This is a genomic window from Streptomyces sp. NPDC059788, from assembly GCF_042732265.1.
GTDB lineage: Bacteria > Actinomycetota > Actinomycetes > Streptomycetales > Streptomycetaceae > Streptomyces.
The window spans coordinates 20,052-43,667 of sequence record NZ_JBHWHY010000023.1 but is presented as its reverse complement, the minus strand read 5'-3'; the positions used below and the strand labels follow the sequence as shown (position 1 = coordinate 43,667).

Here is a 23,616-nt window from a genome sequence, read left to right as displayed (position 1 = left end):
GTAGGGAGCGTGCGGGGGCCGATCGGCGGGGGTGATCGGGCGAACGGTGTCAGCCTTTGAGGCCGTCCGCGCCGAGACCGGCGATGATCTGCCGCTGGAAGACCAGGAACAGCGCGATCAGCGGCAGCGAGGCCATCACCAGTCCCGCGACCAGGCTGTTGAGCGGGGTGTCCTGGGCGACGCGCTGGAGGAAGACGCTCAGCGGCTGCTTCGCCGGGTCCGGCAGCACCAGCAGGGGCCACAGGAAGTCCTTCCACGCGGCGACGACCGACAGGATCGACACCACGGCGAGGATCGGCCGGGACAGCGGCAGCACGATCCGCCACATCGTGCCGAGCGGGCCGGCGCCGTCGATCCGGGCGGCGTCCAGCAGTTCGTCGGGGACGCGGTCGAAGAAGTTCTTCAGGATGTAGATGTTGAAGGCGTTGGCGGCGGCGGGCAGCCAGACGGCGCTCGGGCTGTTGATCAGGTTCCGGTGGACCAGCGGGACGTCGACGACCGTGAGGTAGGCCGGCACCAGCAGCGCGGTGGCCGGCATCATCAGCGTGACCAGCATCAGCCCCAGCACCACGTTGCCGAACCGGGGCCGCAGCTTGGACAGCGCGTACGCCGCCGGTACCTGCACCGCGAGCTGGATCAGCCAGGCACCGCCCGCCAGCAGCACCGTGTTCAGGAAGTAGCGGGTCAGGTCCATCTCGCGCCAGGCGCGGGCGTAGTTCTCCGGGTGCCAGTGCGCGGGGACGTAGGTGGGCGGGTTCTGCGCCAGCTCGGCCGACGACTTCATCGCGCCCGTCACGGCCCAGTAGAGCGGCACGAGGAAGGCCACGGTGAACAGCGCCAGCGCCACGGCCAGCACCGACCAGTAGACCAGCTTCCCCTTTCGGGTGCGCAGCACGGCGGGACGGACCAGCGTACGGGCCGAGGCGGCCATCAGTCCTCCTCGGCGCCGCGGGTGACGCGCAGGTAGAGGGCGGAGAACGCGGCGAGGACGAGGAGCAGCAGCAGGCTCAGCGCGCTCGCGGTGCCGAAGTCGTTGTAGACGAAGGCGTAGCGGTAGACGAGGAACATCACGGTGACCGTGGAGTCCTCGGGCCCGCCGCCGGTCATCACGTACGGCTCGGTGAACACCTGCATCGTCGCGACGATCTGCAGCAGCAGGAGGACCAGCAGCACGAAGCGGGTCTGCGGGATGGTGACGTGGCGCAGCCGCTGCCACAGGTTCGCGCCGTCCAGCTCCGCCGCCTCGTACAGCTCGCCGGGGATGGTCTGGAGCGCGGCGAGGTAGATCAGCGTGGCGGTGCCCATGTTGGCCCAGGTCGAGACGATCACCAGGGAGATCAGGGAGGTGGCGGAGGAGTCGAGCCAGTCGGAGGTCGGCAGGTGGAGGGTGCGCAGGAGGTCGTTGAGCAGCCCCGGGCCCGGGTCGTAGAACCACTTCCACAGCAGTGCCACGACCACCGGCGGCAGCATCACCGGGAGGTGGACCAGGACGCGGAAGTACGCGCGGGCGTGCCGGAACTCGTTGAGCAGCACCGCGGTCAGGAACGGTACGAAGAAGCCCAGGACCAGCGCGTACGCGGTGAACAGCGCGGTGTTGCGCCAGGCCGTGGCCAGCAGCGGGTCGCGGAAGAGCTTTCCGAAATTGGACGTGCCCGCCCAGGTGCCGCCGGTGGCGAAGTCGACGTGCTGGAAGCTCAGCAGCACGTTGCGGATGATCGGCCACCACGAGAACAGCGCGAAGACGACCACGGCGGCGCACAGGAACCCGTACGCGGTCAGGTGCTCGCGCACGCGGCGGCGCAGGCGAGCGGTCCGCCGCTGCCGTTCCGCGGTGGCCGGGGGCGGGGGCACCGGCTTCTCCAGCAGGGGTGCGGTGGCCATCACAGGGCGCTGTATATCTGGTCGACCCGCTTCGCGGCGGTCGTGAGGAGCGCGTCGATGTCGGCGTCCTTCCTGGTGAGGACCGCCTGCATCACGGTGTCGAGCACGGCGTAGACCTGCTGGGCCTCCGGGGGCTCGATCACGCCGGTGACGTGGGGGGCCGCGTCCATGAAGGACCGGTAGTTGGCGACGGGGACATTGGCGTACCGGCGCTTGGCCTTCTCCACCCGGTCGCGGACGGCGCCCTTCCAGATGTCCGGGGTGGGCGGCATGGGCAGTCCGACGGGCAGCTTCGCCTCCACGTTGTCCCGGATGTTGCGCTCGACGAGGTCCGGGTCGAGGAACTTCCACCGCAGCCACTCGACCGCGGCCGCGGTCTTCTCCGGCGAGGCCTTGGGGTTGATCATGTAGCCTTCGCCGCCGATCAGGGTCGCCCTGGCATCGGGGACGGGCCCGAGGCCGTAATCCCGGTACCTGCCGCCGAACTGCTTGGCGATGACGGTGATGTTGTCGGCCGCGGCGATGTACATCCCCAGTTTGCCGCTGCCCATCATCCGCTGGACGTCCTCGGCCTGGAGCAGCTGCCTGCTGCCCATCGAGTCGTCCTTCCAGCGCATGTCGTGCAGGTCCTGGAGGGTGGCCCGGCCCGCCGCCGAGTTGAACGCGGCCTTCCACTTCCCGCCCTCCTCGGTGGCCATCCGGCCGCCGCGCGAGTACAGCCCGGCGGTGAAGTGCCAGCCGCCCTGGTTGTTCTTGGAGAAGTCGGCGTAGCCGGCGGTGTTGTCGCCGAGCGCGGCGATCCGCCTGGCCGCGGCCCGCACCTGGGCCCACGTCCGGGGCGGCTGGTCCGGGTCGAGTCCGGCTTTCTCGAACAGCGTGCGGTTGTAGAGCAGGCCCATCGAGTAGTTGGCGGTCGGCAGGCCGTACTGGCGGCCCTCGCCGTCCTGGAACACCTTCATCAACTCGTCCTGGACGTCGCCCCGATGGGGCATGCCCTTGACGTGGCCGGTGATGTCGGCCGCCTGGTGCCGCGCGATCAGGCCGCGGGCGTCGGTGAAGTAGACGTAGAAGACGTCCTCCAACTTGCCGCCCGCCAGCTTGGCGTTGAAGGTCTTGGGGTCCATGAAGCCTTCGTGCGGGACGATGTCGATGCCGGGATTGGCCTGCTCGAACTGCCGCACGTGCTTGTCGAAGAGCGCCCGCTCGAAGACCTGGGTCGTGGGCGGCTGCCCGTTGACGGAGAGCGTCACCTTGCCGCCCGGCGCGCCGTCGGAGCCGTCGCTGCTGGTGCCGCAGGCGGTGAGCGGGGTCAGGGACACTACGGCGACGGAGGCGAGCGCGAGCGCACGGCTTCTCGTGGAGGACATCGGTGGACCCCTTCGGGCTGGGCGATGCGTAGGTGTGTGACGGCGCACACTCAAGCACCGGGGTCAGGGGAGCGCAATATAGCGCGCACAATCTGCAAAAGATTGACAGTCCTTGGGGTGTCGCGGACGCGCGCTCCTGAGTGGGCGTCGGTCTATCGCGCCAGTATGGGCCCGCCGAGCCGCGTACGAGATGCCGGTCGCCTCGGCGGCGTCCGCCTTCTTCGCCACACCGCGCAAGTCGTCGCGTCATGTACGCAGCATCAGCGCAAGCAGTGCAAGCCGTTTGCGTTTCTTGCGTTGCTTGCGTGCTCGCTCTTCCCGCTCGTACGGGCGGGTGCGGAGGCGGACGCGGACGGGCCCGACGGCAGGCGCGGTGGGCGCGCCGGGTGCCATCGGGCCCGCGGTCAGGTCCGGTTCAGCGGACGAACTTCCAGGTGACCCTCTCGACCATGTCGGTGCCCGCCGGCACCAGCTTGCGGAAGGCGGCCTGACTGAGGTCTATGTGTGTCGAGGGACAGGAGGGACACTTGTCCCTGACCGGCACGGTGATGGTCCTGCCGTTGTACGTGACCTGCACCTTGACCCCGGCGCAGAGCGGGTCGTTGTTCGGGTTGGGCGAGGTCCACCAGGAGGCGGAGACGGCGACCAGATCCTGCGTGGTGGCGTCGATGGGCGTACCGCAGGCCCCGTAGCCCTTGTCGTTGTAGAAGGTCATCTTGCCGGTCATGTTCTGGCCGATGGGCACGGCCTGTGCCGTACCCGTACCGAGGGCGATGCCGGTGACGGCGATCACGCCGCAGACCGTCGTTCTCCAGCGTCGGGATGCGCGCATGGGTCCTCCTCGTCAGAGTTCTTCCGGGGGCGTGCGGGGCGTGCTGGGGGCTTGCTCGGGCAGGCGCCGTTGCCGGGACGGCGGTGCGTCCGAAGGTGCGCAACGGCGGCGGTGGCAGCTCACGAAGCTCTATCGACACATGAGTGCCATGGGGCACGTCAGCCCCACAACCCTCACGGGCGCGGCTGTCCTGAAATCGCGGACATATTCGGTCAGTCTGGCCCGGAACGTTCTCCCGACGGCCGGATCACCAGCCCGTTGCGGATGCGTCGTGCGCCGACGGCACCCGTACCAAACCGCCTCGTCCGAGCCGTAACCGGCGCTCCAGGCGCGGTTGGCGATGGCGAATCCGGGTCCGTGGTGCGCTCGGCGCCGACGCCCCCCGGGTGCTGCGCTACCGCCCCTCGCCCTCCCAACGGACCGCCCGCCGACGGCAAAAGATCACCATGGGGGCACAATGACCCTTGTGCCGATAACGAACACCCCGAAGAGGGCAACGCTCGACGACGCGCAACCGGTCAGCCGAATCCTGGCCCACGCTTTCGACGACGACCCGATGATGCGCTGGTTCCTCCCCGACGCCGCTTCCCGTGGGGCGGGGCTGCGCCGTTACTTCACCACGCTCTTCACCCGGCAGTACGCCCACCACGGCGTGTGCGAGCGCACCGGCGCCGCGGCCGCGTTCTGGGTGCCGCCGGAGAGCCAGGACAAGGCCGTCCCGGATGCGGAGACCGTTCGGGAGCTTGAGGACATCCTCGGCGACCGGGCTTCGCTGTTCCGCGACGCGGTGGGGGCCGCGGCCGAGCATGCGCCGAAGGAACCCCAGTGGTACCTGGCGGTGCTCGGCGCCGACCCGGCCGCACAGGGCCAGGGACACGGCGCCGCCCTGCTGCGCTCGGGACTGGCCAAGGCCGACGCGGCGGGTCTGCCCGCCTGCCTGGAGTCCTCCAAGGCGTCCAACCTTCCCTTCTACGAGCACTTCGGCTTCACCGTGCGCGGGGAGATGGACCTGCCGGGAGGCGGGCCGACGGTGTGGGCGATGCGGCGCGAGCCCCGCCCCGCCACCGGCCCCGCCTCCTGACGGCCGACCGGCTCCTCAGCCCGGGAAGCGCCCCGAACGGCGCAGCTCCCACCGCCGTTCCGCGTACGCCAGGTCGTCCCGCCAAAGCCGCCCCGCCGTCGCCCGCATCAGCGGCCGCAGGAGCGGGGCGGCCGCGCGTGCCACCGCGAACCCGGGGCGGGCGGAGGCGGCGACGACCGCTTCCACGACGGCGGTGCGCGGACGCCCGGCCGCGTCGGTGCCGAGCGGCGTGGCGTGGGTCTCCACGACGGACCCCACGCCCTCGCCCCCGGTGATGCGCATGACCACGGTGCGCGGCCCGGGCGCGGTGAACTCCGCGCGGACCGGGACCACCAGGCGCCCGGCGACCTTGAAGGAGACGTCCACCGTGAACGCGTCGGCCGGGCCCGCCGGGCCGTCCGTCACGGTCAGGTCGACGAAGGAATACGGGTGGAACCACGCGCCGTGCCACGGGTCGAGCCGGTTGGCGACCACGTCGTCCGGCTCGCAGCGCCCCACGCAGGTGTAGACGGCCGCCACCGCGCCTGCCGCGCCCGGACGCCGCGGGACGCGGGGCCGGTCCAGCGGCTCCTCACCGCCCGCCCGGTCCAGGCGTACCCAGACCAGCACCCCGTCGTCGTGGACCGGGTACGGCTCCCAACCGGCGAACGGCTCGCCGTCCAGGGACAGTCCGTGCCAGTGGCAGACGAGGGTGCCGCAGCGCACGGGACTGTCCTTCAGCGGCGCGCCCAGGTGCGGGCAGGCTCCCGGGCCGCCGCGCAGCCGCCCGTCGGCGGCGCGCCACAGCACCACCTCCGTCCCGGCGACGGTCCGGCCGAGGGGCCGGTCCCGGCCGACCTCCCGCGAGGCGCCCACGGCGTACCAGTTGCCGGACGGCCGGGCCTTTGCACGTTCCAGCGCACCCGCGATCACGCCGGGCGCGGCGTCCCGCCAGGTCGGCCGCTGGCGGTCCCATGCCACGGGCCGCCGGCGCAGGCTCAGTGGGAACCGGTCGCGTCCGGCGGGGTGGTGGGGAGTGTCCACGGTGCGTCCTCCGGGGCGTACTGCGGTGGCTGCCGCGTCGTACGAGGGCCCGGACGCGGACGGGGTGCGGGCGACGGCAGCGGCCGGGGTACGAACCCCGGCCGCGTCCGTGGGACCGCTTCTGGCCCGGGTGCGGGCCGCGGTGACCCGGACCAGCCCGTCCAGGGCCACGGTCGCGCGGACCGGGCGCGACACGACGGCGCGGCGGTGCAGCACCGCGTAGCCGTCGGCCTCCACGGCGTCCAGGATGCCGCGGTAGAGGATGAACGCGGTACGGATGCACGGCCGGGACGCCGGGGCGAGCATGGCCACGCCGGGGGCGGCCAGCCGGTAGACGCCGCGGGTGAGGTCGGCGGCGGCCCGCAGCGCAGCGGTGATCCGCGGGTCCTCGGAGCCGGTCGACCGGCTCCACCGGAGCAGTTCCCGGTCCACGCCGTGCGCGGCCAGCAGGTCGGCCGGCAGATAGACCCGCCCCCGGTCCAGGTCCTCGCCCACGTCCCGCAGGAAGTTGGTGAGCTGGAAGGCCGCGCCGAGCGCGGCGGCGTGCGGCGCGGCCTCCTCGCGGGGCGTGACCGTGCCGAGGACCGGCAGCATCTGAAGGCCGATCACCTCGGCCGAGCCGTACATGTACCGGCGCAGGTCCTCGTAGGTCGGGTAGTCGGTCACCTCCAGGTCGGCGCGCATGGAGGCCATGAAGGCGGTGAAGTACTCCGGGGCGATGCCGTAGGCGGCGCTGGTGTGCGCCAGCGCCCGTACCACCGGCTCGTCGCCGCCGCCACGGGCGAGCCCGGCGTGCAGCTGCGCCTCCAGGGTGTGCAGCGCCGCGGCGCGCTCCTGGGGAGTGGCGTCGTCGTCCAGGCTGTCCACGATGTCGTCGGCCCACCGGGCGAAGCCGTACAGCGCGTGTACGGCGGGCCGGCGGGCGACCGGCAGCAGCCGGGTGGCCAGGAAATACGTTTTGCCGTGCCGGGCGTTGAGCCGGCGGCAGTGGGCGTAGGCGGCCCGCAGCGCGGGCTCGGCGATGCCCGCGGCGTCCAGTTCCCGGGTGGTCACGGGGTGCCTCCTGGTGTACGGGCGGGAGGGCGCGTGCCGAGGTCGGTCACCCGGGCGCGCGGCACGGAGCCGCCGCCGGTCACCCGGGCGGCGGCCAGCTTCCCCGAGACGAGCACGGTGGGCACCCCGACGCCCGGAGTGGTGCCGCACCCGGCCAGCACGGCGTTCTCGGTGCCGCGCACGAGGTTGCGCGGTCGGAACGGCCCGGTCTGCGCGAAGGTGTGCGCCGTGGCGAACGGGGTCCCGGCGCCGTGCCCCTGGCGGCTCCAGTCCGCCGGGGTGACCAGGCACTCCTGCTCCGCAGCGGCGTCCAGGCCGGTGAACCCGCGCCCTGCGAGTTCGGCGAGCAGCGCGTCGCGGTAGCGGGGACCGAGGTCGCGCCACGCGTGGACGCCGGGCCCGATGTCGGTGTTCGGGCAGGGCGCCAGGACGTAGTGCAGATGGCGGCCCGGCGGCGCCAGGGACGGGTCCGTGGCGGTCGGCCGGGTCAGCAGCAGCGAGGGGTCGCTCATCAGGGCCCCGGTACGGGTGAGTTCGTGGAAGGTGCGGTGCCAGGCGGCGCCGAACGACAGGGTGTGGTGGCCCGGCTCCGGCCAGGTCGTCGGCGTCCCCGCGTGCAGGACGACGGCCGAGGGCGAGCGGCGCAGCGGCAGCGGACGGCGCGGGGCGCGGCCGAGCAGGCGGTACGCCTCGGGCAGGTCGGCGGTGAGCACCACCGCGTCGCACGGGACGCGCCCGGCGTCGGTGACGACGGCGGTGACCCGGCTGCCCGAACGTTCCAGCGTCCGCACCGTTCGCCCGTACCGGAACTCCGCGCCCGCCTCGGACGCGGCGTCGGCCATGGCGCTGGGCAGCGCGTGCATACCGCCGCGCGGGAAGTACACCCCGGCCACCGTGTCCATGTAGGCGATGACGGCGTACGCGGCGAGCGCGCGGGCCGGCGGCACACCCGCGTACAGGGACTGGAACGAGAAGACGCGGCGCAGCCGCTCGTCGTCGAGGAAGCGGCCGATCCGGGCGTCGAGGCGGCCGAAGCCGCCCAGCGCCGCCAGGCGGGCGAGGTCGGGATGGAGCAGTTGCAGCGGCGAGTCGAAGTTGGCGTCGATGAAGCGCCGCATCTGGACCGCGTACAGCCGGCCGAGCCAGGAGCGCAGCCGCCGGTAGCCGAGGGCCTCCCGGGCCCCGGCGAACCGCTCGATCTCGGCCTCCATGGCCGCCGCTCCGGTGTGCACGTCGAGCGTGCTGCCGTCGGCGAACCGGGCGCGGTAGGCCGGGTGCAGGGGGACGAGGTCCAGCCGCCCGGCCATCGAGGCGCCGACCGCCGCGAACGCCTCCTCGGCGAGGTCCGGCATGGTCAGCACGGTCGGCCCGGTGTCGATCAGATAGCCGTTGCGGTCGATGCGGCCGCACCGCCCGCCGGGCCGGAGCGCGCGCTCCACCACGGTCACCCGCCGCCCCGCACCGAGCAGATGCAGCGCGGCGGACAGCCCGGACAGCCCGGCGCCGATGACGACGACATGATCGGTACGGCCGGGTACGGTCCTCACCGCTCACCTCCGCGTGCGGTCACGACGGCGACGGTCGCGGGAGGGCCGCCCGGTGGCGTGTACCGGCGGGAGCCTGCCGTGGCGCGCAGCAGGTCGTGCAGGTGGCGCAGGGCGGCCGGGTCGGCGGTCCGCATGTCGGCGAGGTGCGCCGCGCTGCGGTCGGCGAGGACCTCCACCTTGTCCTCCAGCGCGGCGCGGGCCCCGGTCGAGACGAAGACCTCCCGTACGCGGTCCACCGCGGCGGCGGACAGGTCCGGATCGCCCAGGGCCGCGTCGAGGACGCCGAGGGCCCCGTCGTCGCCGGCGGCCTCGGCGCGGGCGCGGGCCACCGTGGTGAGGTAGGTCAACTTGCCCTCGCGGATGTCGTCCCCGGACGGTTTACCGGTCTCCCGCGGGTCGCCGAACACCCCCAGCAGGTCGTCGTGGAGCTGGAACGCGAGCCCGGCGCAGCGGCCCGCCGAGCGCAGGGCGCCGGCGGCCCGGTCGTCCGCGCCGGCCAGGGCGGCGCCCAGCAGCAGCGGCCGTTCGACCGAGTAGCGGGCGCTCTTGAGCCGGGCGGTGCGGACCGCGCGGACGGGGGAGCGGGACGCGGTGACCTGGCCGTGCAGGTCGAGGTACTGGCCGGCCACCATCTCGGTCCGCATGGTCCGCCACAGCGTGTGCACCGCGGACCGCGCGCGGGCGGGGAGGCCGGTGTCCAGGACGGTGTCGTCGGCCCACGCGAGCGCGAGGTCGCCGGCCAGGATCGCCGCGGACCGGCCGAACGTTTCCGCCGAGCGGTCGAAGCCACCGGCCCTTGGGGAAGCCGAACGGTCGAAACCGCCTGCCCCTGGGGGAGCGGTGTACTGCGCCCGCACGTCGGCGTGCAGGGCGGGCCCGCCCCGGCGCAGTTCGGCTCCGTCCATCACGTCGTCGTGCACCAGCGCGCAGGTCTGGACGAGTTCGAGCGCGGCGGCCAGCCGCAGCGCGGCCTCCGCCGCCTCACCACCGCCGCCGCAGACCCGCAGCCCCCACCACACGAACCGCCCCCGCAGCCGCTTGCCGCCCAGCGTGAAGCGGGCGACGCGTTCGGCGATGTCGCGCGTGAACAGGGCATCGGTCCGCGCCGCCTCGGTGAGCCGCGCGCCGAGCACCTCGTGCAGCACCCGCCCGATGGCCCCCGCGACATCCGCGTCCACCGCACGGGCACCGGCCGCGTCCTGACGGTCCTCCACCCGGATACGGCGCATCGCACGTCCTTCCGTCGAACCGGTCGATGGGCGCTGCTCCACGTGGACCGTGGCCGCCCCTCGGACGCGCCGCCGGACGGGCCGGGCGCGTGCCCCGCGCCGCCGGCGCCCGTCACCGCAGTTCACCACGGGACCCGCGCGTCGCCGGGATGCCACGTCCGGGCCTGGTCCCTTCGGGGGACGCCGGTTTCCGCCGTGTTGATGACAAGCAGTGCATGGCCAACGGGCGCCCTTCGATCGGGTTCGGCGTCCGGCGGCGAGTACCCGCCGCAGCCGTGGGAAACCCGATGGCGTCAATCGTTCGCACGCAGGCTCGTACGGCCGGGGATATGACGGGGCCGGAGCGCCCGGTCCCGGTGATGTTGTCCGGATACCGGCCATTGACGGGGCGCAAACCGGCCAACCTGGGCGCGTCGCCGCGGACGCGCCCCGGGCGCGGGCCGTCAGCGGCTGTTCTGCGCCAGCTGGAGCCGTACGAGGTGGGCGAGCGTCGGAGCCGGGTGCTTGGCCCGTATACGGCGCAGGTAGGTGCTGACTGTATGGACGCTGATGCCCAGGCGCCTGGCCGTCTGGTCGTACGTCAGGCCGTCGGCGATGTGCGACAGTACCTCCCGCTCCCGGGGGGACAGCACCGGCGACAGGGTGGACGCGCTGTGATCCGACATCTCTTCTCCAAGGGGGTGGCGGTGGAGCAGGGAAGGTCCGGCGGCCCGCGGCGTCAGGACGGTCGGTCCGGTGGCGCGGGCGGAGCGGGGCGAGGCCGTGGTACGGCCGCCGCGCTGCGGGGTGCTCGCGGGCTCATCGGCTCATCGCCGCGGAGACGGCCCGTGGAGGACCGGCCATGGTGCGCCCTCCCGCGGGTACGGAGCAGAACTGCCGACGGCGTCGCGGGGGCGGCACGCCCCCTGACATGCGGCTTGATCTAACCACGGACGCGGCAAAACGCAAGAAGGCGACGGCCGGTCCCGCCCTGCCTCTACACGCGGGTAAAGCACCGGTCAAGTCACCGGATGATGCGTCTCCAGACGCCCCGCGAACCGGGTGACTGTAAGTACGTCCTCCGCCGTCCGTGTGGTGGACCAGGCCGGCACGGGGCGCTAAGGGGGAACAACAGGGTGGGGCACTTCCGGCTGCTCGTCGTCGGCAACGCCGTCTCCGCGTACGGCAGCTACCTCAACATGGTGGCGCTGAACGTCTTCGTCTACCAGGTGACGGGCAGCGCGCTGACCGCGGGCCTGTTCATGGCCGTCCGGCTGATCACCAGCGTACTGTCGGGCTTCGTCAGCGGCCGTCTGGTGTCGCGCTACGACCGTAAGCGTCTGATGGTGTGCGCGGACCTGACCCAGGCGACCGCCCTGGTGGTGCTGCTCCTGGCGCCCGACGGCGCACGGGTCGCGCTGCTCTTCGCGCTGGCCGTGGGGACCGGCGCCTGTTCGACGCTCTCCCAGGTGGCACTGCGCAGCAGCGTCCCGGAGATCGTCGGCGCCGACCTGCGGACCCGGGCCAACGGCCTGCTGGTGACCGGCCGTTCGCTGGCCATGATCGCCGGTTTCGCCTCGGCGGGCGTCGTCATCGCCCAGCTCGGCTACACCGCGGCCTTCGCGATGGACGCCGCCACCTTCGCGGTCTCCGCCACGATCCTCTTCCTGCTGCCCATCCGTACCCGGGCCGTCGCCGCGAAGAGCGCGGCCGAGGGCACCGCGACGGACGCCGCGGACACCGGCCGCTGGGCCTCCCTCGCGCTCCTGAAGGCGGCACCGCTGCTGGCGATCATGGTCGCGGTGCGCGCGGCCGACGGCCTCGGCTCCTCGTCGCACAACGTGGCCCTGCCCATCTACTCCAGCGCCCTGGACCCGTCCCACCCGGCCACCTTCATCAGCCAGTTCTGGGCGACCTGGGCGATCGGCAACATCGTCGCGCAGCAGGTCTGCTCGCGCCGTACGAGCAAGACCGGGTGGTCACCGGGGGAGCGCGCCTTCGCGATCGGCTCCTGTGTGATGTCCGCGGCGTTCATCGTGGTCTTCAGCGGACTGCCGGCCGTCCCCGCGGCCGTCGCCGCGCTCGTCGCCGGCATGGCCGACGGATTCACGGAGATCGCGTACGTCTCCCGGCTGCAGGCCGCCCCCGACGAGCAGCGCGGCCGGCTCTTCGGCCTCTCCGCCTCGGCCGAGAACAGCGGCTTCGGCCTGGGAATGATCGTCAGCGCGGCGCTGCTGGAGCGCTACTCGCCGCTGCAAGTGGTGGGCGCCTTCCAAGGGCTGGCCATCGTGCTGTGCGTCGCGCTGCTCGTCGTGCTGTCCAAAGGACGTTCGCTGTTCCCGCAGGAACGGCTTGCCCGGGAGAGCGGCGGCCCGGCGCCCGGCCGGGAGGTCTCCGCCGCGGAGGGCGGCAGCTCATGAACGTACCGGCCGACTCGCGTGTCGCGGTCATCGGCATGGCCTTCCGCCTTCCCGGGGCGGACACCCCCGAGGAGTTCTGGCGCGTCATCCGGGACGGCAGGGACTGCGTACGGCGCTTCACCGACGAGGAACTGGCCGCGGCCGGCGTCCCCGCGGAGAAGTACCGGGCGGACGGCTTCGTCGGCGCCAGCGGCATCCTGTCCGGCATCGCCGGCTTCGACGCCCCGTTCTTCGGCATGAGCGGACGGGAGGCGCAGCTCACCGACCCGCAGCACCGGATGTTCCTGGAATGCGCCTACCACGCACTGGAGGACTCCGGATATCCCCGGGAGCCGGACGGACAGCGCACCGGCGTCTTCGCCACCACCGGCTATCACCTCTACACGATGGAGAACTACCTGCTGAACAACGTCCTGAAGGGCCCCGTCGGCGACGACTGGCTCTCCCGGATGCAGGTCATGGTCGGCAACTACACCGACTTCACCGCCACCCGCGTCTCCTTCCGCCTCAACCTGACCGGCCCGGCCGTCAGTGTGCAGACCGGCTGCTCCAGCTCCCTGGTCGCCCTGCAACTCGCCGCCCAGTCGGTACTCGTCGGCGACAGCGACATCGCACTGGCCGGAGCCACGGCCGTACACGTACCGCAGGTCCTCGGCTACCAGTACGTGAAGGGCTCCATCCTCTCCAAGAGCGGCCGTCTGCGTGCCTTCGACGCCGGCGCGGACGGCACGGTGGGCGGTACGGGCGTCGCCGCCGTCGTCCTCAAACGCCTGGACCGGGCCGTCGCCGACGGCGACACCATCCACGGCGTGCTGCGCGGCTGGGGCGTGACCAACGACGGCGCGGGCAAGCAGGCCTACACCGCGCCCAGCGCGGCGGGCCAGCGCGGCGCCATCCGCCGCGCGCTCGACCACGCCGGTATCAGCGCGGACACCGTCGGCTATCTGGAGACCCACGGTACGGGCACGCTCAAGGGCGACCCGATCGAGTTCGACGGCGCCGTCTCCGCCTACCGCGCCGACACCGACCGGACCGGCTACTGCGCGCTCGGCTCGACCAAGGCCAACATCGGCCACCTCGACGTGGGCTCGGGCCTGGCGAGCTTCATCAAGGCGCTGCTCGTCCTCAAACACGGCGTCATCCCGCCGATGGCCAACTTCAGCGAGCCGAACCCCGCCCTCGACCTGGAAACCAGCCCGTTCTACATCCCCGAGGCCGCCCGCCCGTGGCCGCAGGGGGACACGCCGCGCCGGGCCGGTGTCACCTCACTGGGCGTCGGCGGCACCAACGTCCACGTCATCGTGGAACAGGCCCCCGAGCCCCCGCCCCGCGCCGCCACCGTCCCCCCGCCGGACGTCCTCGTCCTGTCCGGCCAGTCCGAAGCGGCCCTCGCGGCCAACGCCCACGCCGTACGCGACCACCTGACGCGCCACCCCGAAGCACACCTCGCCGACCTGGTGACCACCGCGGCGGGACGCGTCCACCACCGGCACCGCCTGACAGCCCGCGGCACCACCCCCGCGGAACTCGCCGCGGCCCTGGACGGCTGGCTCGCGGGCACCGGCGGTCCGGCCGCCACCGCCGCCGTGACGACCGGCGAAGCGCCGCGCGAAGGGCGCGCGGGCGTCGCCTTCCAGTTCACCGGGCAGGGCAGCCCGTACCCCGGCATGGCCCAGCCCCTGTACGAGCGCTTCGCCGTCGTACGCGACCTGCTCGACACCTGCGAACGCCACCACCGGCAGCTCTACGGCACCCCCTTGCTCGACGGCCTGCTCGACCCCGGCGCCGACCGCGCCACGACGGAGAACACCCGGACCGCGCAACCGGCCCTCTTCGCCCTCCAGTACGCGCTCACCGGACTCTGGCGGCACGCCGGCATCACGCCGGACGTCGTCGCCGGGCACAGCGTCGGCGAGTACGCGGCCCTGTGCGCGGCGGGCGCACTCTCGGTCGAGGACGGCCTGCGGATCACCGCGGAGCGCGGCCGGCTGATGCAGGACCACTGCGCACCTGGCGCCATGGCCGCCGTCTCGGCCGACCTGACCACCGCCTCGGACCTGACCGCCGAGATCAGCGGCCTCGAACTCGCCGTCGTCAACGGGGCGCAGCGCCACGTGCTCGCCGGCCCCGTCGCCGGCGTGGACCGGCTGCTGACACTCCTGGCGGAGCGGGGCATCACCGGGGAACGCCTGCCGGTGACCCGCGCCTTCCACACCGTGCTCATGGACCCCGTCCTGGACAAGTTCCGGGAACTGCTCGACGGCGTCACCTTCCGCCCGGTCACGACCGGCTTCGTCAGCTGCCTCGACGGAAGCCGGTACGAGCCCGGCTGGGTGCCCGACGCCGACTACTTCGTCCGGCAGACGCGCGAGCCGGTGCGCTACGACGCGGTACTGCGCACGCTCGGCGAAACGGGCCCCGCCGCACTGGTCGAGATCGGCCCGCACACCACGCTCAGCGGACTCGCCCGCGCCGCCCTGCCCGGCGTACGGGCGGTGCCGACGCAGCGCCGCGGCGCCGGGCCCGCCCCCTTCTGGGACGCGGTGGCGCAGCTGCACTGTGCGGGCGCGGACCCCGACTGGCCGGCGCTCACGGCCGGGAGCGCCGGCCGCAGGACCGGGCTGCCCGGCTACCGCTTCCAGCACAGGAACTACTGGACGGGGCCGGAGCCGACAGCCGTCCGGGCCGTCCGGACCGGCGAACCAGCGAGAGAAGAGGAAGACGTGGCACAGGACGAGGCAGTGTTCGAGCGGGTGCTCGGGCACGTCATCGAGTTGGTCGCCAAGCACCTCGGGCACGACGCGGACACGATCACCGGCGACACATCCTTCTTCGACCTCGGTGCTGACTCCCTGCAAATGATCAGCGTGCTGCGCGAGCTGGAGCAGGACCACCGGGTCAAGGTCGCGATGCGGGAGCTGTTCGAGGAGGCGAGCACTTCGCGGCAGCTCGCGGAGCTGATCGTGGGCCGGATGGCGGGCGGTCCGGGCGCGCCGGGCGGTGCGTCGGGGGAGGCCGCTGCCGGTGGCCTCGTACGGTCGGAGCCGGTCGCGGGCGAGCCCGTACGGACCGAGCCGGTCGCCGACGAGCCCGTGCGGTACGAGCCGGCCGCGGAGGAACCCGTACGGTACGAGCCCGCCCCCACGGCACCCGCCGAGCCCGTCCGCGCTCCGGAACCCGCGCCGGCCGAGCCGTCCGGCGCCTCGCACCCCGTGACGCGCGCGGAACTCGCCGACGTCGTGCGCCAGGTGCAGCAGCTCTCGCAGCTCCAGCTCCAGATGATGTCCCAGATCCACCAGCTCTCCCAGCTGCTGACCGCGCAGGCGACGAGCGTCCTGTCCGGCGGCGCGGTGGCCAACGGCAAGGCGGGCGGGAAGTGACCGGGCTGAGCGGCGCCGCCGCGGCGGTGGACCAGGACCTGGCCGCGATGGCCGACCTCTCGCGGCGGATCGCGCAGCGGATCGAGGCCGCGGCCGGAACCGCGGAACAGACGGCGGCACCTGAGGCCCCGGCACCCGCGGCTCCGGCGGCGGGGACCGGAGGACGGCAGCGCGTGCACGGCCCCCGGGTGACCGTCTCCCGCGCCTCCGGCATGGTCGGCGGCTTGGCCCCGGCCTCCCAGCAGGCGCACCTCGACGACCTGGTACGCCGCTACACGGCCAAGACCGCCACGTCCAAGGAGATCGCCCAGCGGTACCGCCGGGTGCTGGCCGACAGCCGGGCCGTCGTCGGCTTCCGCAGCAAGACGAAGGAGATGCTGTACCCGATCGCCGGACGCCGGGCGAGCGGCTCCTGGCTGGAGGACGTCGACGGCAACCGCTATGTCGACATCACCATGGGCTTCGGCGTGCTCCTCTTCGGCCACGAACCGCGGTTCGTGAGCGAGGCCGTCCGCGAACACCTCTCCCGGGGCATCCAGCTCGGCCCGCGCAACGTCGAGACCGGCGAGGCCGCCGAGCTGCTGGCGGAACTGACCGGCATGGAGCGGGTGGCGTTCGCCAACTCCGGTACGGAGGCGAACTCCGCCGCGATCCGGCTCGCCCGCGCCGCCACCGGCCGCCGGCGCATCGTCACCTTCCACGGCGCCTACCACGGCCACGCCGACAACGTCCTCGGCCGCTCCACCGGCACCGGCGCCGACCGGGTCACCGTCCCCGTCTCCAGCGGCATCCCGCACAACAGCGTCGCCGACCTGCTCGTCCTCGACTACGGCAGCGACGCGAGCCTGGCGGCCGTCGCCGAGCACGCGGACGACATCGCCGCGGTCATCATCGAACCCGTACAGAGCCGGCATCCGTCGCTGCAGCCCGCCGAGTTCGTACGGCGGCTGCGCGAGCTGACCCGCCGCCACGGCATCGTGCTGATGTTCGACGAGATGCTGACGGGATTCCGCCCGGCGCCCCGCGGCGCCCAGGAGCTGTACGGCGTCACCCCCGACCTCGCCACCTACGGCAAGCTGCTCGGCGGCGGCTTCCCGATCGGCGCCATCGCGGGCCGCGCGGACATCATGAACGGCGTGGACGGCGGCTTCTGGCAGTACGGGGACGCCAGCTACCCGCCCGCCGACACCACCTTCTTCGGCGGTACCTACATCCAGCACCCGGTCTCGATGGTCGCCGCCCGCGCCGTGCTGACGCACCTGAAGGAGCACAGCCCGCTGCTCCAGGAGCGGCTGAACGCCCGGACCGGTGAACTGGCCGACTCGCTGAACCGCTTCTTCGAGGACGAGGAATTCCCGCTGCGGATCAGCCACTTCGGCTCCCAGTTCCGCTTCGAGCACCGCGCGGACATGGAACTTCTGTACCACCACCTCATGCTGCGCGGGGTACACGTCTGGGAATGGCGCAACTTCTTCCTGTCGACCGCCCACTCCGACGGGGACCTCGAATTCATCGCCGACGCCGTCCGCGGGTCGCTGCGGGACCTGCGCGCCGCGGGCTTCTTCCCCGGAGGGCCGAAGCCGCTGGCGACGGCGGCACCGGCAACCGCGCGGGCGCCCAAGGCTCCTGGGACCCCCGAGGCACCGAAGGCCTCCGGGGCCGTGCCCGGCGCGCCCCTCGCGGAGGAGCCCAAGGGAGTGGCCTGGAACGCGGCCGCCGCCCGGACCGCCACCGTACCGGCCCCCGCGCGCACCGCGCCGAAGCCCGCCACCGAGCCGCGTCCGGCGCCCTCCGCCACCGCCGCGGCCCCCCGCCGCACCCCGGACTTCAGCATCTACTTCTTCGGCGACTATCCCCAGGACGAAACCGCGGCCGCCGCGGACCCGGCCGCCTCCCAGGGCAAGTACGACCACATCCTGGACACCGCCCGCTTCGCCGACCAGCACGGATTCCACGCCCTCTGGATGCCCGAACGGCACTTTCACTCCTTCGGCGGGCTGTTCCCCAACCCCGTCGTGCTCGCCGCCGCCCTCGCCCGCGAGACCCGGCACGTCCGCCTCAACGCGGGCTCCGTCGTCCTGCCCCTGCACGACCCGGTCCGGGTCGCGGAGGAGTGGTCGATGGCCGACAACCTCTCCGGCGGCCGGGTCGGCATCGGCTGCGCGAGCGGCTGGCACGCCAACGACTTCGTCTTCTTCCCCGAACGCTTCGGCCGGCACAAGGAGATGATGTACGAGCAGGTGGAGCAGGTCCGCCGGCTGTGGCGCGGCGAGGCCGTGCGGCGCGCCGGCGGCGACGGCGAGACCGAGGTGCGCCTCTTCCCGCGCCCCGTCCAGGACACGCCGCCCATGTACACGGCGGTGGTCGGCAACCCCGCGTCGTACGAGGCCGCCGCCCGGCACGACGTCGGCGTGGTCACCAACCTGATGACCCAGAGTGTCGAGCAGCTCGCCGAGAACATCGCGCTGTACCGCCGCACCCGCGCCGAGCACGGCCTCGACCCGGACGCCGGGCGGGTGGCGGTCCTGCTGCACACCTACCTCGCGGCCGACCACCGCACCGCGCGCACCGAGGCGTACGAGCCCCTGTCGCGCTACATGCGCGCCTCGCTCTCCCTCTTCGGCAACGTCGCCAACAGCCTCGGCCACAACGTCGACCTGTCCGCGCTCAGCGAGGACGACCTCGACGTACTCTTCCGCCGCGCCTACGACCGCTACTGCGACCAGCGGGCCCTCATCGGTACCCCCGAGACCGTCGCCCCCGTGGTGGACGCGGTGAGCGCGGCGGGCGCCGACGAGATCGTCTCGCTCGTCGACTTCGGCGTCGCCCCGGACGCGCTGCGCTCCGGCCTCACCCACGTCGACGCGCTGCGCCGCCGATACCACGAGCCGAGCGCCGGCGCGCGCCGGTCCGCGCCGTCCGCACCGGGCCGGACGGGAGTCCGGGAACCCGCCCCCGAGAGCGCCGCCCCGCTCTCCCCGGGACAGCAGCGCATCTGGTTCCTCGAACGGATGCTGCCGGGCCGCACCGCCTACAACGAGACCAAGGCCATCCGCCTGGACGGCCCGCTCGACGTACCCGCGCTGCGTACGGCGCTGCGCGAGCTGGTGGCGCGGCACGAGGGGCTGCGGACCGTCTTCCGCGAGATCGACGACGAGCCCTGCCAGCTCGTCCGGCCGCCGTCCGCACCGGACTTCGCGGTGCTCGACCGTACGGCCGCGGGCCCGGCCGGCGACGACGCCGCGATCCGCGCCGTCCTGGCGGAGGAGAGCGAACGGCGCTTCGACCTCGTCAACGGTCCGCTGTTCGTCACCCGGCTGGTCAAGCTGGCCGAGGAGCGCCACGTCCTGGTCTTCTCCCTGCACCACATCGTCGTGGACGCCGCCTCCGCCACCGTCCTGGCCCGTGACCTGTCCGCCCTCTACCGGGCCGCACACGACGGCACGGGCCCGGAGCTGCCCGCGCTCACCGGCACCTACGCCGACCACGCCCGCGCCCAGCTCCGTACGCTCGACGAGCCCGCGAAGGCCGCGGGCCTCACGTACTGGCTCGGCACGCTCGGCGGCGAACTCCCCGTACTGGAACTGCCCTGCGACCGCCCCCGCCCCGCGGCCATGACGTCCAACGGACGGGCCGTCTTCCACCGGCTCGCCCCGGAGCTGTCCACCCGGCTGCGGGACCTGAGCAGGCAGCGGCGCGGCACCCTGTTCATGACGCTGCTCGCCGGCTTCACCGCGATGCTCCACCGGGTCACCGGACAGCGGGACATCGTCGTCGGCACCCCGATCTCGGACCGCCCCCAGGGCACCGAGGACCTGCTCGGGTTCTTCGTCAACACCCTCGCGCTCCGCTTCGACGTCTCCGGCGACCCGGAGTTCGGCGCGTTCCTCGACCGGGTGCGGGGCGTCGCCCTGGACGCGTACGACCACGCGGACGTGCCCTTCGAGACGGTGGTGCGGGAGCTGGCTCCGGCGCGCACCACCGACCGCACGCCGGTCTTCCAGGTGCTCGCCGAGTTCGAGAGCAGCGACCCGTTCCGCTTCGACCTGCCGGGTGTCCGGGCCACCGTGATCGACGCGGGCCCCGACAAGGCCCTCACCGACCTCGCCGTCTACTTCACCGACCAGCCCGAAGGCATCCGCTGCCACCTGGAGTACAACACCGACCTGTTCGACGCGGCCACCGTGGACGGGTTCTTCCACACCTTCCGCGACCTGCTCGAAGCCGCCGTACGGGACCCGAGGACCCCGCTGTCCCGCCTCGCCACCACGGCGGAACGGCCCGGCACGGACGCGGCCCCGACCACCGCGCCGACGGGGAAACCGGTGCCCGCCGAATGGCAGCACGGACCGGCCCGGCCCGTCGCCCGCACCACCGTCCACGAACTCGTCGCCCGCCGCGCGGCGGACGCCCCGTACCGGACCGCCGTCCACCACGGCGAGGACCGGCTTTGCTACCGCGAGCTCGACGAGCGGGCCGAACGGCTGGCCACCGTCATCCGGGAGCGCTCCGGCGGCGACGGGGCGGACGAGGTGGTGGCCCTGTGGCTGCCCCGCTCCTTCGACCTGATCGTGGCCATGCTCGCGGTCCTCAAGTCCGGCCGCGCGTACGTCCCCCTGGACCCGTCGCTCGGGCGGGCCCGTGCCGCCGCGGTGATCGCGGAATGCGGCGCCCGCCTCCTGGTGAGCACCGGTTCCCAGGCCGACGCGCTCGACCTCCCCGACGGCCCGGCCGTCTTGGACGTCGCCGACGGGAAGAGCGGCGGGAGCGGCGGGAGTCACGCCTCCGGGCGCACGGAGAAGACGCCGTCGGACGCCGCCGGGCCGGAATCCCTGTGCTACGTCATCTACACCTCCGGCAGCACCGGCACACCCAAGGGCGTCGCGGTGCCGCACCGCAGCGTCGTCGACCTCTGCCAGTGGCACCACAAGCGCTTCGCCTTCACCTCGGCCGACCGCAGCGCGCTCGTGTGCAGCCAGAGCTTCGACGCCTCCGTCCTGGAGATCTGGCCCGCGCTGACCGCGGGGGCGGCCATCGTCATCGCCGACGACACGGTCCGTACGGACACGGCGGCACTGGCCCGCTGGTACGCGCAGCAGCACGTGACCTTCTCGATCCTGCCCACCGCCCTCGGCGAGGCACTGCTCACCCTGCCGTCCGCCGAGCAGCCGCCGCTGCGCCACCTGCTGCTGGGCGGCGACGTGATGCGCGCCCGGCCGCGCCCGGACGTGGCGTACGAGACGGTCAACGTGTACGGGCCGACCGAGATCACCGTGCTGTGCACCACCGAGACGGTCCGCCCGCACACGCCGGAGACCGGCTCGGGACCGATCCCGATCGGCCGGCCCGCCGACAACGTGACGCTGCGGGTCCTCGACGCTTCGGGCGCGCCGGTGCCGCTCGGCGCGGTGGGGGAGCTGTACGTCGGCGGGCCGGGCGTGGCCCGCGGCTACCTGGGCGCGCCCGCGTCGACCGAGGAACGTTTCGGCCCCGACCCGCTCCGCGCCGGGCCCGGCGCGGACGTCTCCGAGGCGTCGGGCACCATCGGTTACTACCGCACCGGTGACCTGGTGCGGTGGACCGAGGACGGGGCGCTGGAGTTCCGCGGGCGCATCGACGACCAGGTGAAGGTCCGCGGATACCGCGTCGAGCCCGAGGAGGCCGCCCGCGCGCTCAACGCCCTGGACGGCGTGCGCGAAGCCGCCGTACTGGCCCGCCGCGACAGCCACGGCGAGGCCTACCTCGCCGCCTACGCCGTACCGGCGGACCAGGGCGCGGGTCACACCGCCACCGCGGCCGACCGCCAGGCGTACGCCGACGGGCTGGCCCGCGAACTCGCGTCCCGGCTGCCGGAGTACCTCGTACCGCGCTCCTGGTCGGTCCTCACCGCACTGCCGCTCGCGGGCAACGGCAAGCTGGAGCGCGCCGCGCTGCCCGACCCGGAGATCGTCACGGCCGTCCGCCCCACGCCCGCTCCCGTGGAGCCCAAGCGGGACCCCCGGCAGGCAGCCACCGTCACCGTTCCGGCCGACGGGCGGCCGGAGCCCGGCCTCCGGGCCCGGCTCGAACACCGCCTCCGGGCCCTGTGGGCCGACGCCTTCGACCTCACCGCCGACGCCATCGGGCCCGACACGTCCTTCTTCGACCTCGGCGGTCACTCGATCGCCGCGATCCGGCTGGTCAACCGGGCCCGTGAGGTGTTCGGCCAGGAGTACCCGATGGTGCGCTTCTACCAGGAGCCGACGGTACGGGCCATGGCGGCGTACCTTTCCGGGGACTCCGGGGAATCCGGCTCCGGGGGCGCCGATGCCGGGGACGGCGGGGATGCGGACGGGGCAGCGGTCGCCGCCGCCGAGGTGGTCGACCGGGCCATGGTCACCCGCCAGCAGCGGGGCTTCATCGACTCGCACCACCGGCACACCCTGCCGCAGGTCTACAACGTCGCCCTGCGCATCACGCTCACCGGCGACCTGGACCTGCCGGCGCTGCGCACCGCGCTGACCGGGCTCGTCGCCCGTCACGAATCGCTGCGCACCCGGTTCGTCGAAGAGGACGGGCAGTGGTGGCAGGAGATCCTCCGGCCGCGGCCGGTCGATCTCCCGGTCGAGGACCTGACCACCCGGAAGGAAGCCACGGCCGCCACCCCGGGCACGACGGGCGCGGCCGGGGACGCCGACGACGTGATCAAGCGGATCAGCGCCGAGGTCGCGGACACCCGGTTCGACCTCACCGAAGGAGTGGCACCCAAACTCCGGCTGGTGCGCACCGGCCCGTCGGCCTGGGTGCTGTTCCTCCTGATGCACCACTCCACCTGCGACGGCTGGGCCGTCAGCATCCTGCTGAGCGACTTCGCCGCCCTCTACCGCGCCGCGGTGACCGGCACCCCGCACACCCTGGGCAGCACGGTGCCGCAGCCGACCGAGTACGCGCGCTGGCAGCAGGAGACCGCCACGGACCGGACCGAAGAGCGCATCCTGAAGTACTGGGCCGGGGAACTGGACGGCGCGCCGTTCCAGCACGCGCTGCCCCTGGACCGGCCCCGCCCGGAAACCCTCAGCGGACAGGGGCGCGTCTTCCTCTTCCCGGTGGGCGCCGACGTGCGCGCCGACGTGGAACGGCTGGCCAGGAAGTGCGGCACGACACCGTACGCGGTCACCGTCGCGGCCCTGGGCCGGCTGGTCGGCAAGCTCTCCGGGCGCTCGGACGTCGTCGTCAACGTCTCCTACGCCAACCGTGAGCGCCGCGCCTTCGAGTCGCTGGTGGCCTGCACGGCCGTGGGCCTGCCGCTGCGCATCCGGCTCGACGGGGCCGAGGACTTCGCGGACCTCGTCCGCCAGGTCGCGCACACCTCCATCGAGGGCATCGACCACATCATGCCGCTGCGGAGGCTGGCGAAGCCCCTGCGTGAGGAGATGGGCGTCGAGGTGCCGGACCACGTGCCGTTCGGTTTCCAGTACCAGAACTCGCTGGAGACGGACATCGAGCTGCCCGGCGTGGAGACCGCGGTGGAGGACCTGGCCGTCAGGGCTTCCCGTACGGAGTTCAACTTCGGGCTCGTCCCGGCGGGCGACACGCTGACCGGGTACGTCGAGTACTCGTCCGACCTGTGGGACCGGAGCACGATCGAGGGCTGGACCGCCGACTACGTGGCCCTGCTCGCGGAGGAGGTGCGGACCGCCCTGGCGGACTGACCCGTTTCGTCGCTACGGCACCGTTCCGATGGGGCGGTGCCGTAGCGATGGTCCGGTGCCGTAGCGACGGGCCGGGCCGTAACGACGAAACGTGGCCGTAGCGACGGACTGCCGCCGTAGCGGCGTGCCGGTG

General features: G+C 73.3%; 12 protein-coding genes and 1 pseudogene. 4 read left to right on the top strand and 9 right to left on the bottom strand.

Annotation, left to right across the window (positions count from 1 at the left end):
- Positions 1-49: 49 nt before the first annotated feature.
- The 4 genes from ACFV57_RS21025 to ACFV57_RS21010 all read right to left on the bottom strand — a co-directional run bounded on the left by ACFV57_RS21025 (position 50) and on the right by ACFV57_RS21010 (position 4,080).
- Positions 50-931: a carbohydrate ABC transporter permease gene (locus tag ACFV57_RS21025; RefSeq protein ID WP_385234230.1), complete on the bottom strand. Its 882-nt coding sequence runs from the start codon at positions 929-931 to the stop codon at positions 50-52.
- Positions 931-1,881, bottom strand: a complete 951-nt coding sequence (locus ACFV57_RS21020; protein ID WP_385234227.1) for a carbohydrate ABC transporter permease — start codon at positions 1,879-1,881, stop codon at positions 931-933. The genes ACFV57_RS21025 and ACFV57_RS21020 overlap by 1 nt, the downstream gene beginning before the upstream one ends.
- A complete protein-coding gene (locus ACFV57_RS21015; protein WP_385234224.1) occupies positions 1,881-3,248 on the bottom strand; it encodes an ABC transporter substrate-binding protein in 1,368 nt (455 codons plus the stop codon). Before ACFV57_RS21015 ends, ACFV57_RS21020 begins: the two co-directional genes overlap by 1 nt.
- A gap of 415 nt (positions 3,249-3,663) precedes the next feature.
- Positions 3,664-4,080, bottom strand: coding sequence for a cysteine/serine endopeptidase inhibitor (locus tag ACFV57_RS21010; RefSeq protein WP_385234220.1), 417 nt, complete (start codon positions 4,078-4,080; stop codon positions 3,664-3,666).
- Between the two features lie 457 nt (positions 4,081-4,537).
- Between ACFV57_RS21010 and ACFV57_RS21005 the strand changes: the two genes are divergently transcribed.
- Positions 4,538-5,161 carry a GNAT family N-acetyltransferase gene (locus tag ACFV57_RS21005; protein ID WP_385234217.1) on the top strand — a complete coding sequence of 208 codons (624 nt, stop codon included), beginning with the start codon at positions 4,538-4,540 and terminating at the stop codon, positions 5,159-5,161.
- Positions 5,162-5,176: 15 nt separating this feature from the next.
- Here the strand turns inward: ACFV57_RS21005 and ACFV57_RS21000 are convergent, their stop codons facing one another.
- The 5 genes and pseudogenes from ACFV57_RS21000 to ACFV57_RS20980 all read right to left on the bottom strand — a co-directional run bounded on the left by ACFV57_RS21000 (position 5,177) and on the right by ACFV57_RS20980 (position 10,678).
- Positions 5,177-6,184 carry a DUF5914 domain-containing protein gene (locus ACFV57_RS21000; protein ID WP_385234487.1) on the bottom strand — a complete coding sequence of 336 codons (1,008 nt, stop codon included), beginning with the start codon at positions 6,182-6,184 and terminating at the stop codon, positions 5,177-5,179.
- Positions 6,185-6,235: 51 nt separating this feature from the next.
- Positions 6,236-7,237, bottom strand: a pseudogene (locus ACFV57_RS20995) (phytoene/squalene synthase family protein); the annotation flags it as partial.
- Positions 7,234-8,784, bottom strand: a complete 1,551-nt coding sequence (locus ACFV57_RS20990) for a phytoene desaturase (RefSeq protein WP_385234214.1) — start codon at positions 8,782-8,784, stop codon at positions 7,234-7,236. The pseudogene ACFV57_RS20995 and the gene ACFV57_RS20990, both read right to left, overlap by 4 nt.
- Positions 8,781-10,013 carry a polyprenyl synthetase family protein gene (locus tag ACFV57_RS20985; RefSeq protein ID WP_385234211.1) on the bottom strand — a complete coding sequence of 411 codons (1,233 nt, stop codon included), beginning with the start codon at positions 10,011-10,013 and terminating at the stop codon, positions 8,781-8,783. Before ACFV57_RS20985 ends, ACFV57_RS20990 begins: the two co-directional genes overlap by 4 nt.
- A 443-nt stretch (positions 10,014-10,456) precedes the next feature.
- A complete protein-coding gene (locus ACFV57_RS20980) occupies positions 10,457-10,678 on the bottom strand; it encodes a response regulator transcription factor (RefSeq protein WP_385234208.1) in 222 nt (73 codons plus the stop codon).
- Positions 10,679-11,128: 450 nt separating this feature from the next.
- Here ACFV57_RS20980 and ACFV57_RS20975 point away from each other — a divergent pair, with 450 nt between their 5' ends.
- From ACFV57_RS20975 to ACFV57_RS20965, 3 genes are read left to right on the top strand one after another with little or no spacing between them, the layout of a single operon-like run.
- Positions 11,129-12,412 carry an MFS transporter gene (locus ACFV57_RS20975; RefSeq protein ID WP_385234205.1) on the top strand — a complete coding sequence of 428 codons (1,284 nt, stop codon included), beginning with the start codon at positions 11,129-11,131 and terminating at the stop codon, positions 12,410-12,412.
- Entirely contained in the window at positions 12,409-15,792 is a 3,384-nt protein-coding gene (locus ACFV57_RS20970) for a type I polyketide synthase (RefSeq protein ID WP_385234202.1), read from the top strand. Before ACFV57_RS20975 ends, ACFV57_RS20970 begins: the two co-directional genes overlap by 4 nt.
- Positions 15,789-23,483, top strand: a complete 7,695-nt coding sequence (locus ACFV57_RS20965) for a MupA/Atu3671 family FMN-dependent luciferase-like monooxygenase (protein ID WP_385234199.1) — start codon at positions 15,789-15,791, stop codon at positions 23,481-23,483. The genes ACFV57_RS20970 and ACFV57_RS20965 overlap by 4 nt, the downstream gene beginning before the upstream one ends.
- Positions 23,484-23,616: the final 133 nt, after the last annotated feature.

Excerpts from the sequence above, each read along its gene's own strand:
- ACFV57_RS21025 (WP_385234230.1), bottom strand. The coding sequence starts at position 931 with ATGGCCGCCTCGGCCCGTACGCTGGTCCGTCCCGCCGTGCTGCGCACC.
- ACFV57_RS21020 (WP_385234227.1), bottom strand. The coding sequence starts at position 1,881 with ATGGCCACCGCACCCCTGCTGGAGAAGCCGGTGCCCCCGCCCCCGGCC.
- ACFV57_RS21015 (WP_385234224.1), bottom strand. The coding sequence starts at position 3,248 with ATGTCCTCCACGAGAAGCCGTGCGCTCGCGCTCGCCTCCGTCGCCGTA.
- ACFV57_RS21010 (WP_385234220.1), bottom strand. The coding sequence starts at position 4,080 with ATGCGCGCATCCCGACGCTGGAGAACGACGGTCTGCGGCGTGATCGCC.
- ACFV57_RS21005 (WP_385234217.1), top strand. The coding sequence starts at position 4,538 with ATGACCCTTGTGCCGATAACGAACACCCCGAAGAGGGCAACGCTCGAC.
- ACFV57_RS20985 (WP_385234211.1), bottom strand. The coding sequence starts at position 10,013 with ATGCGCCGTATCCGGGTGGAGGACCGTCAGGACGCGGCCGGTGCCCGT.
- ACFV57_RS20980 (WP_385234208.1), bottom strand. The coding sequence starts at position 10,678 with ATGTCGGATCACAGCGCGTCCACCCTGTCGCCGGTGCTGTCCCCCCGG.
- ACFV57_RS20970 (WP_385234202.1), top strand. The coding sequence starts at position 12,409 with ATGAACGTACCGGCCGACTCGCGTGTCGCGGTCATCGGCATGGCCTTC.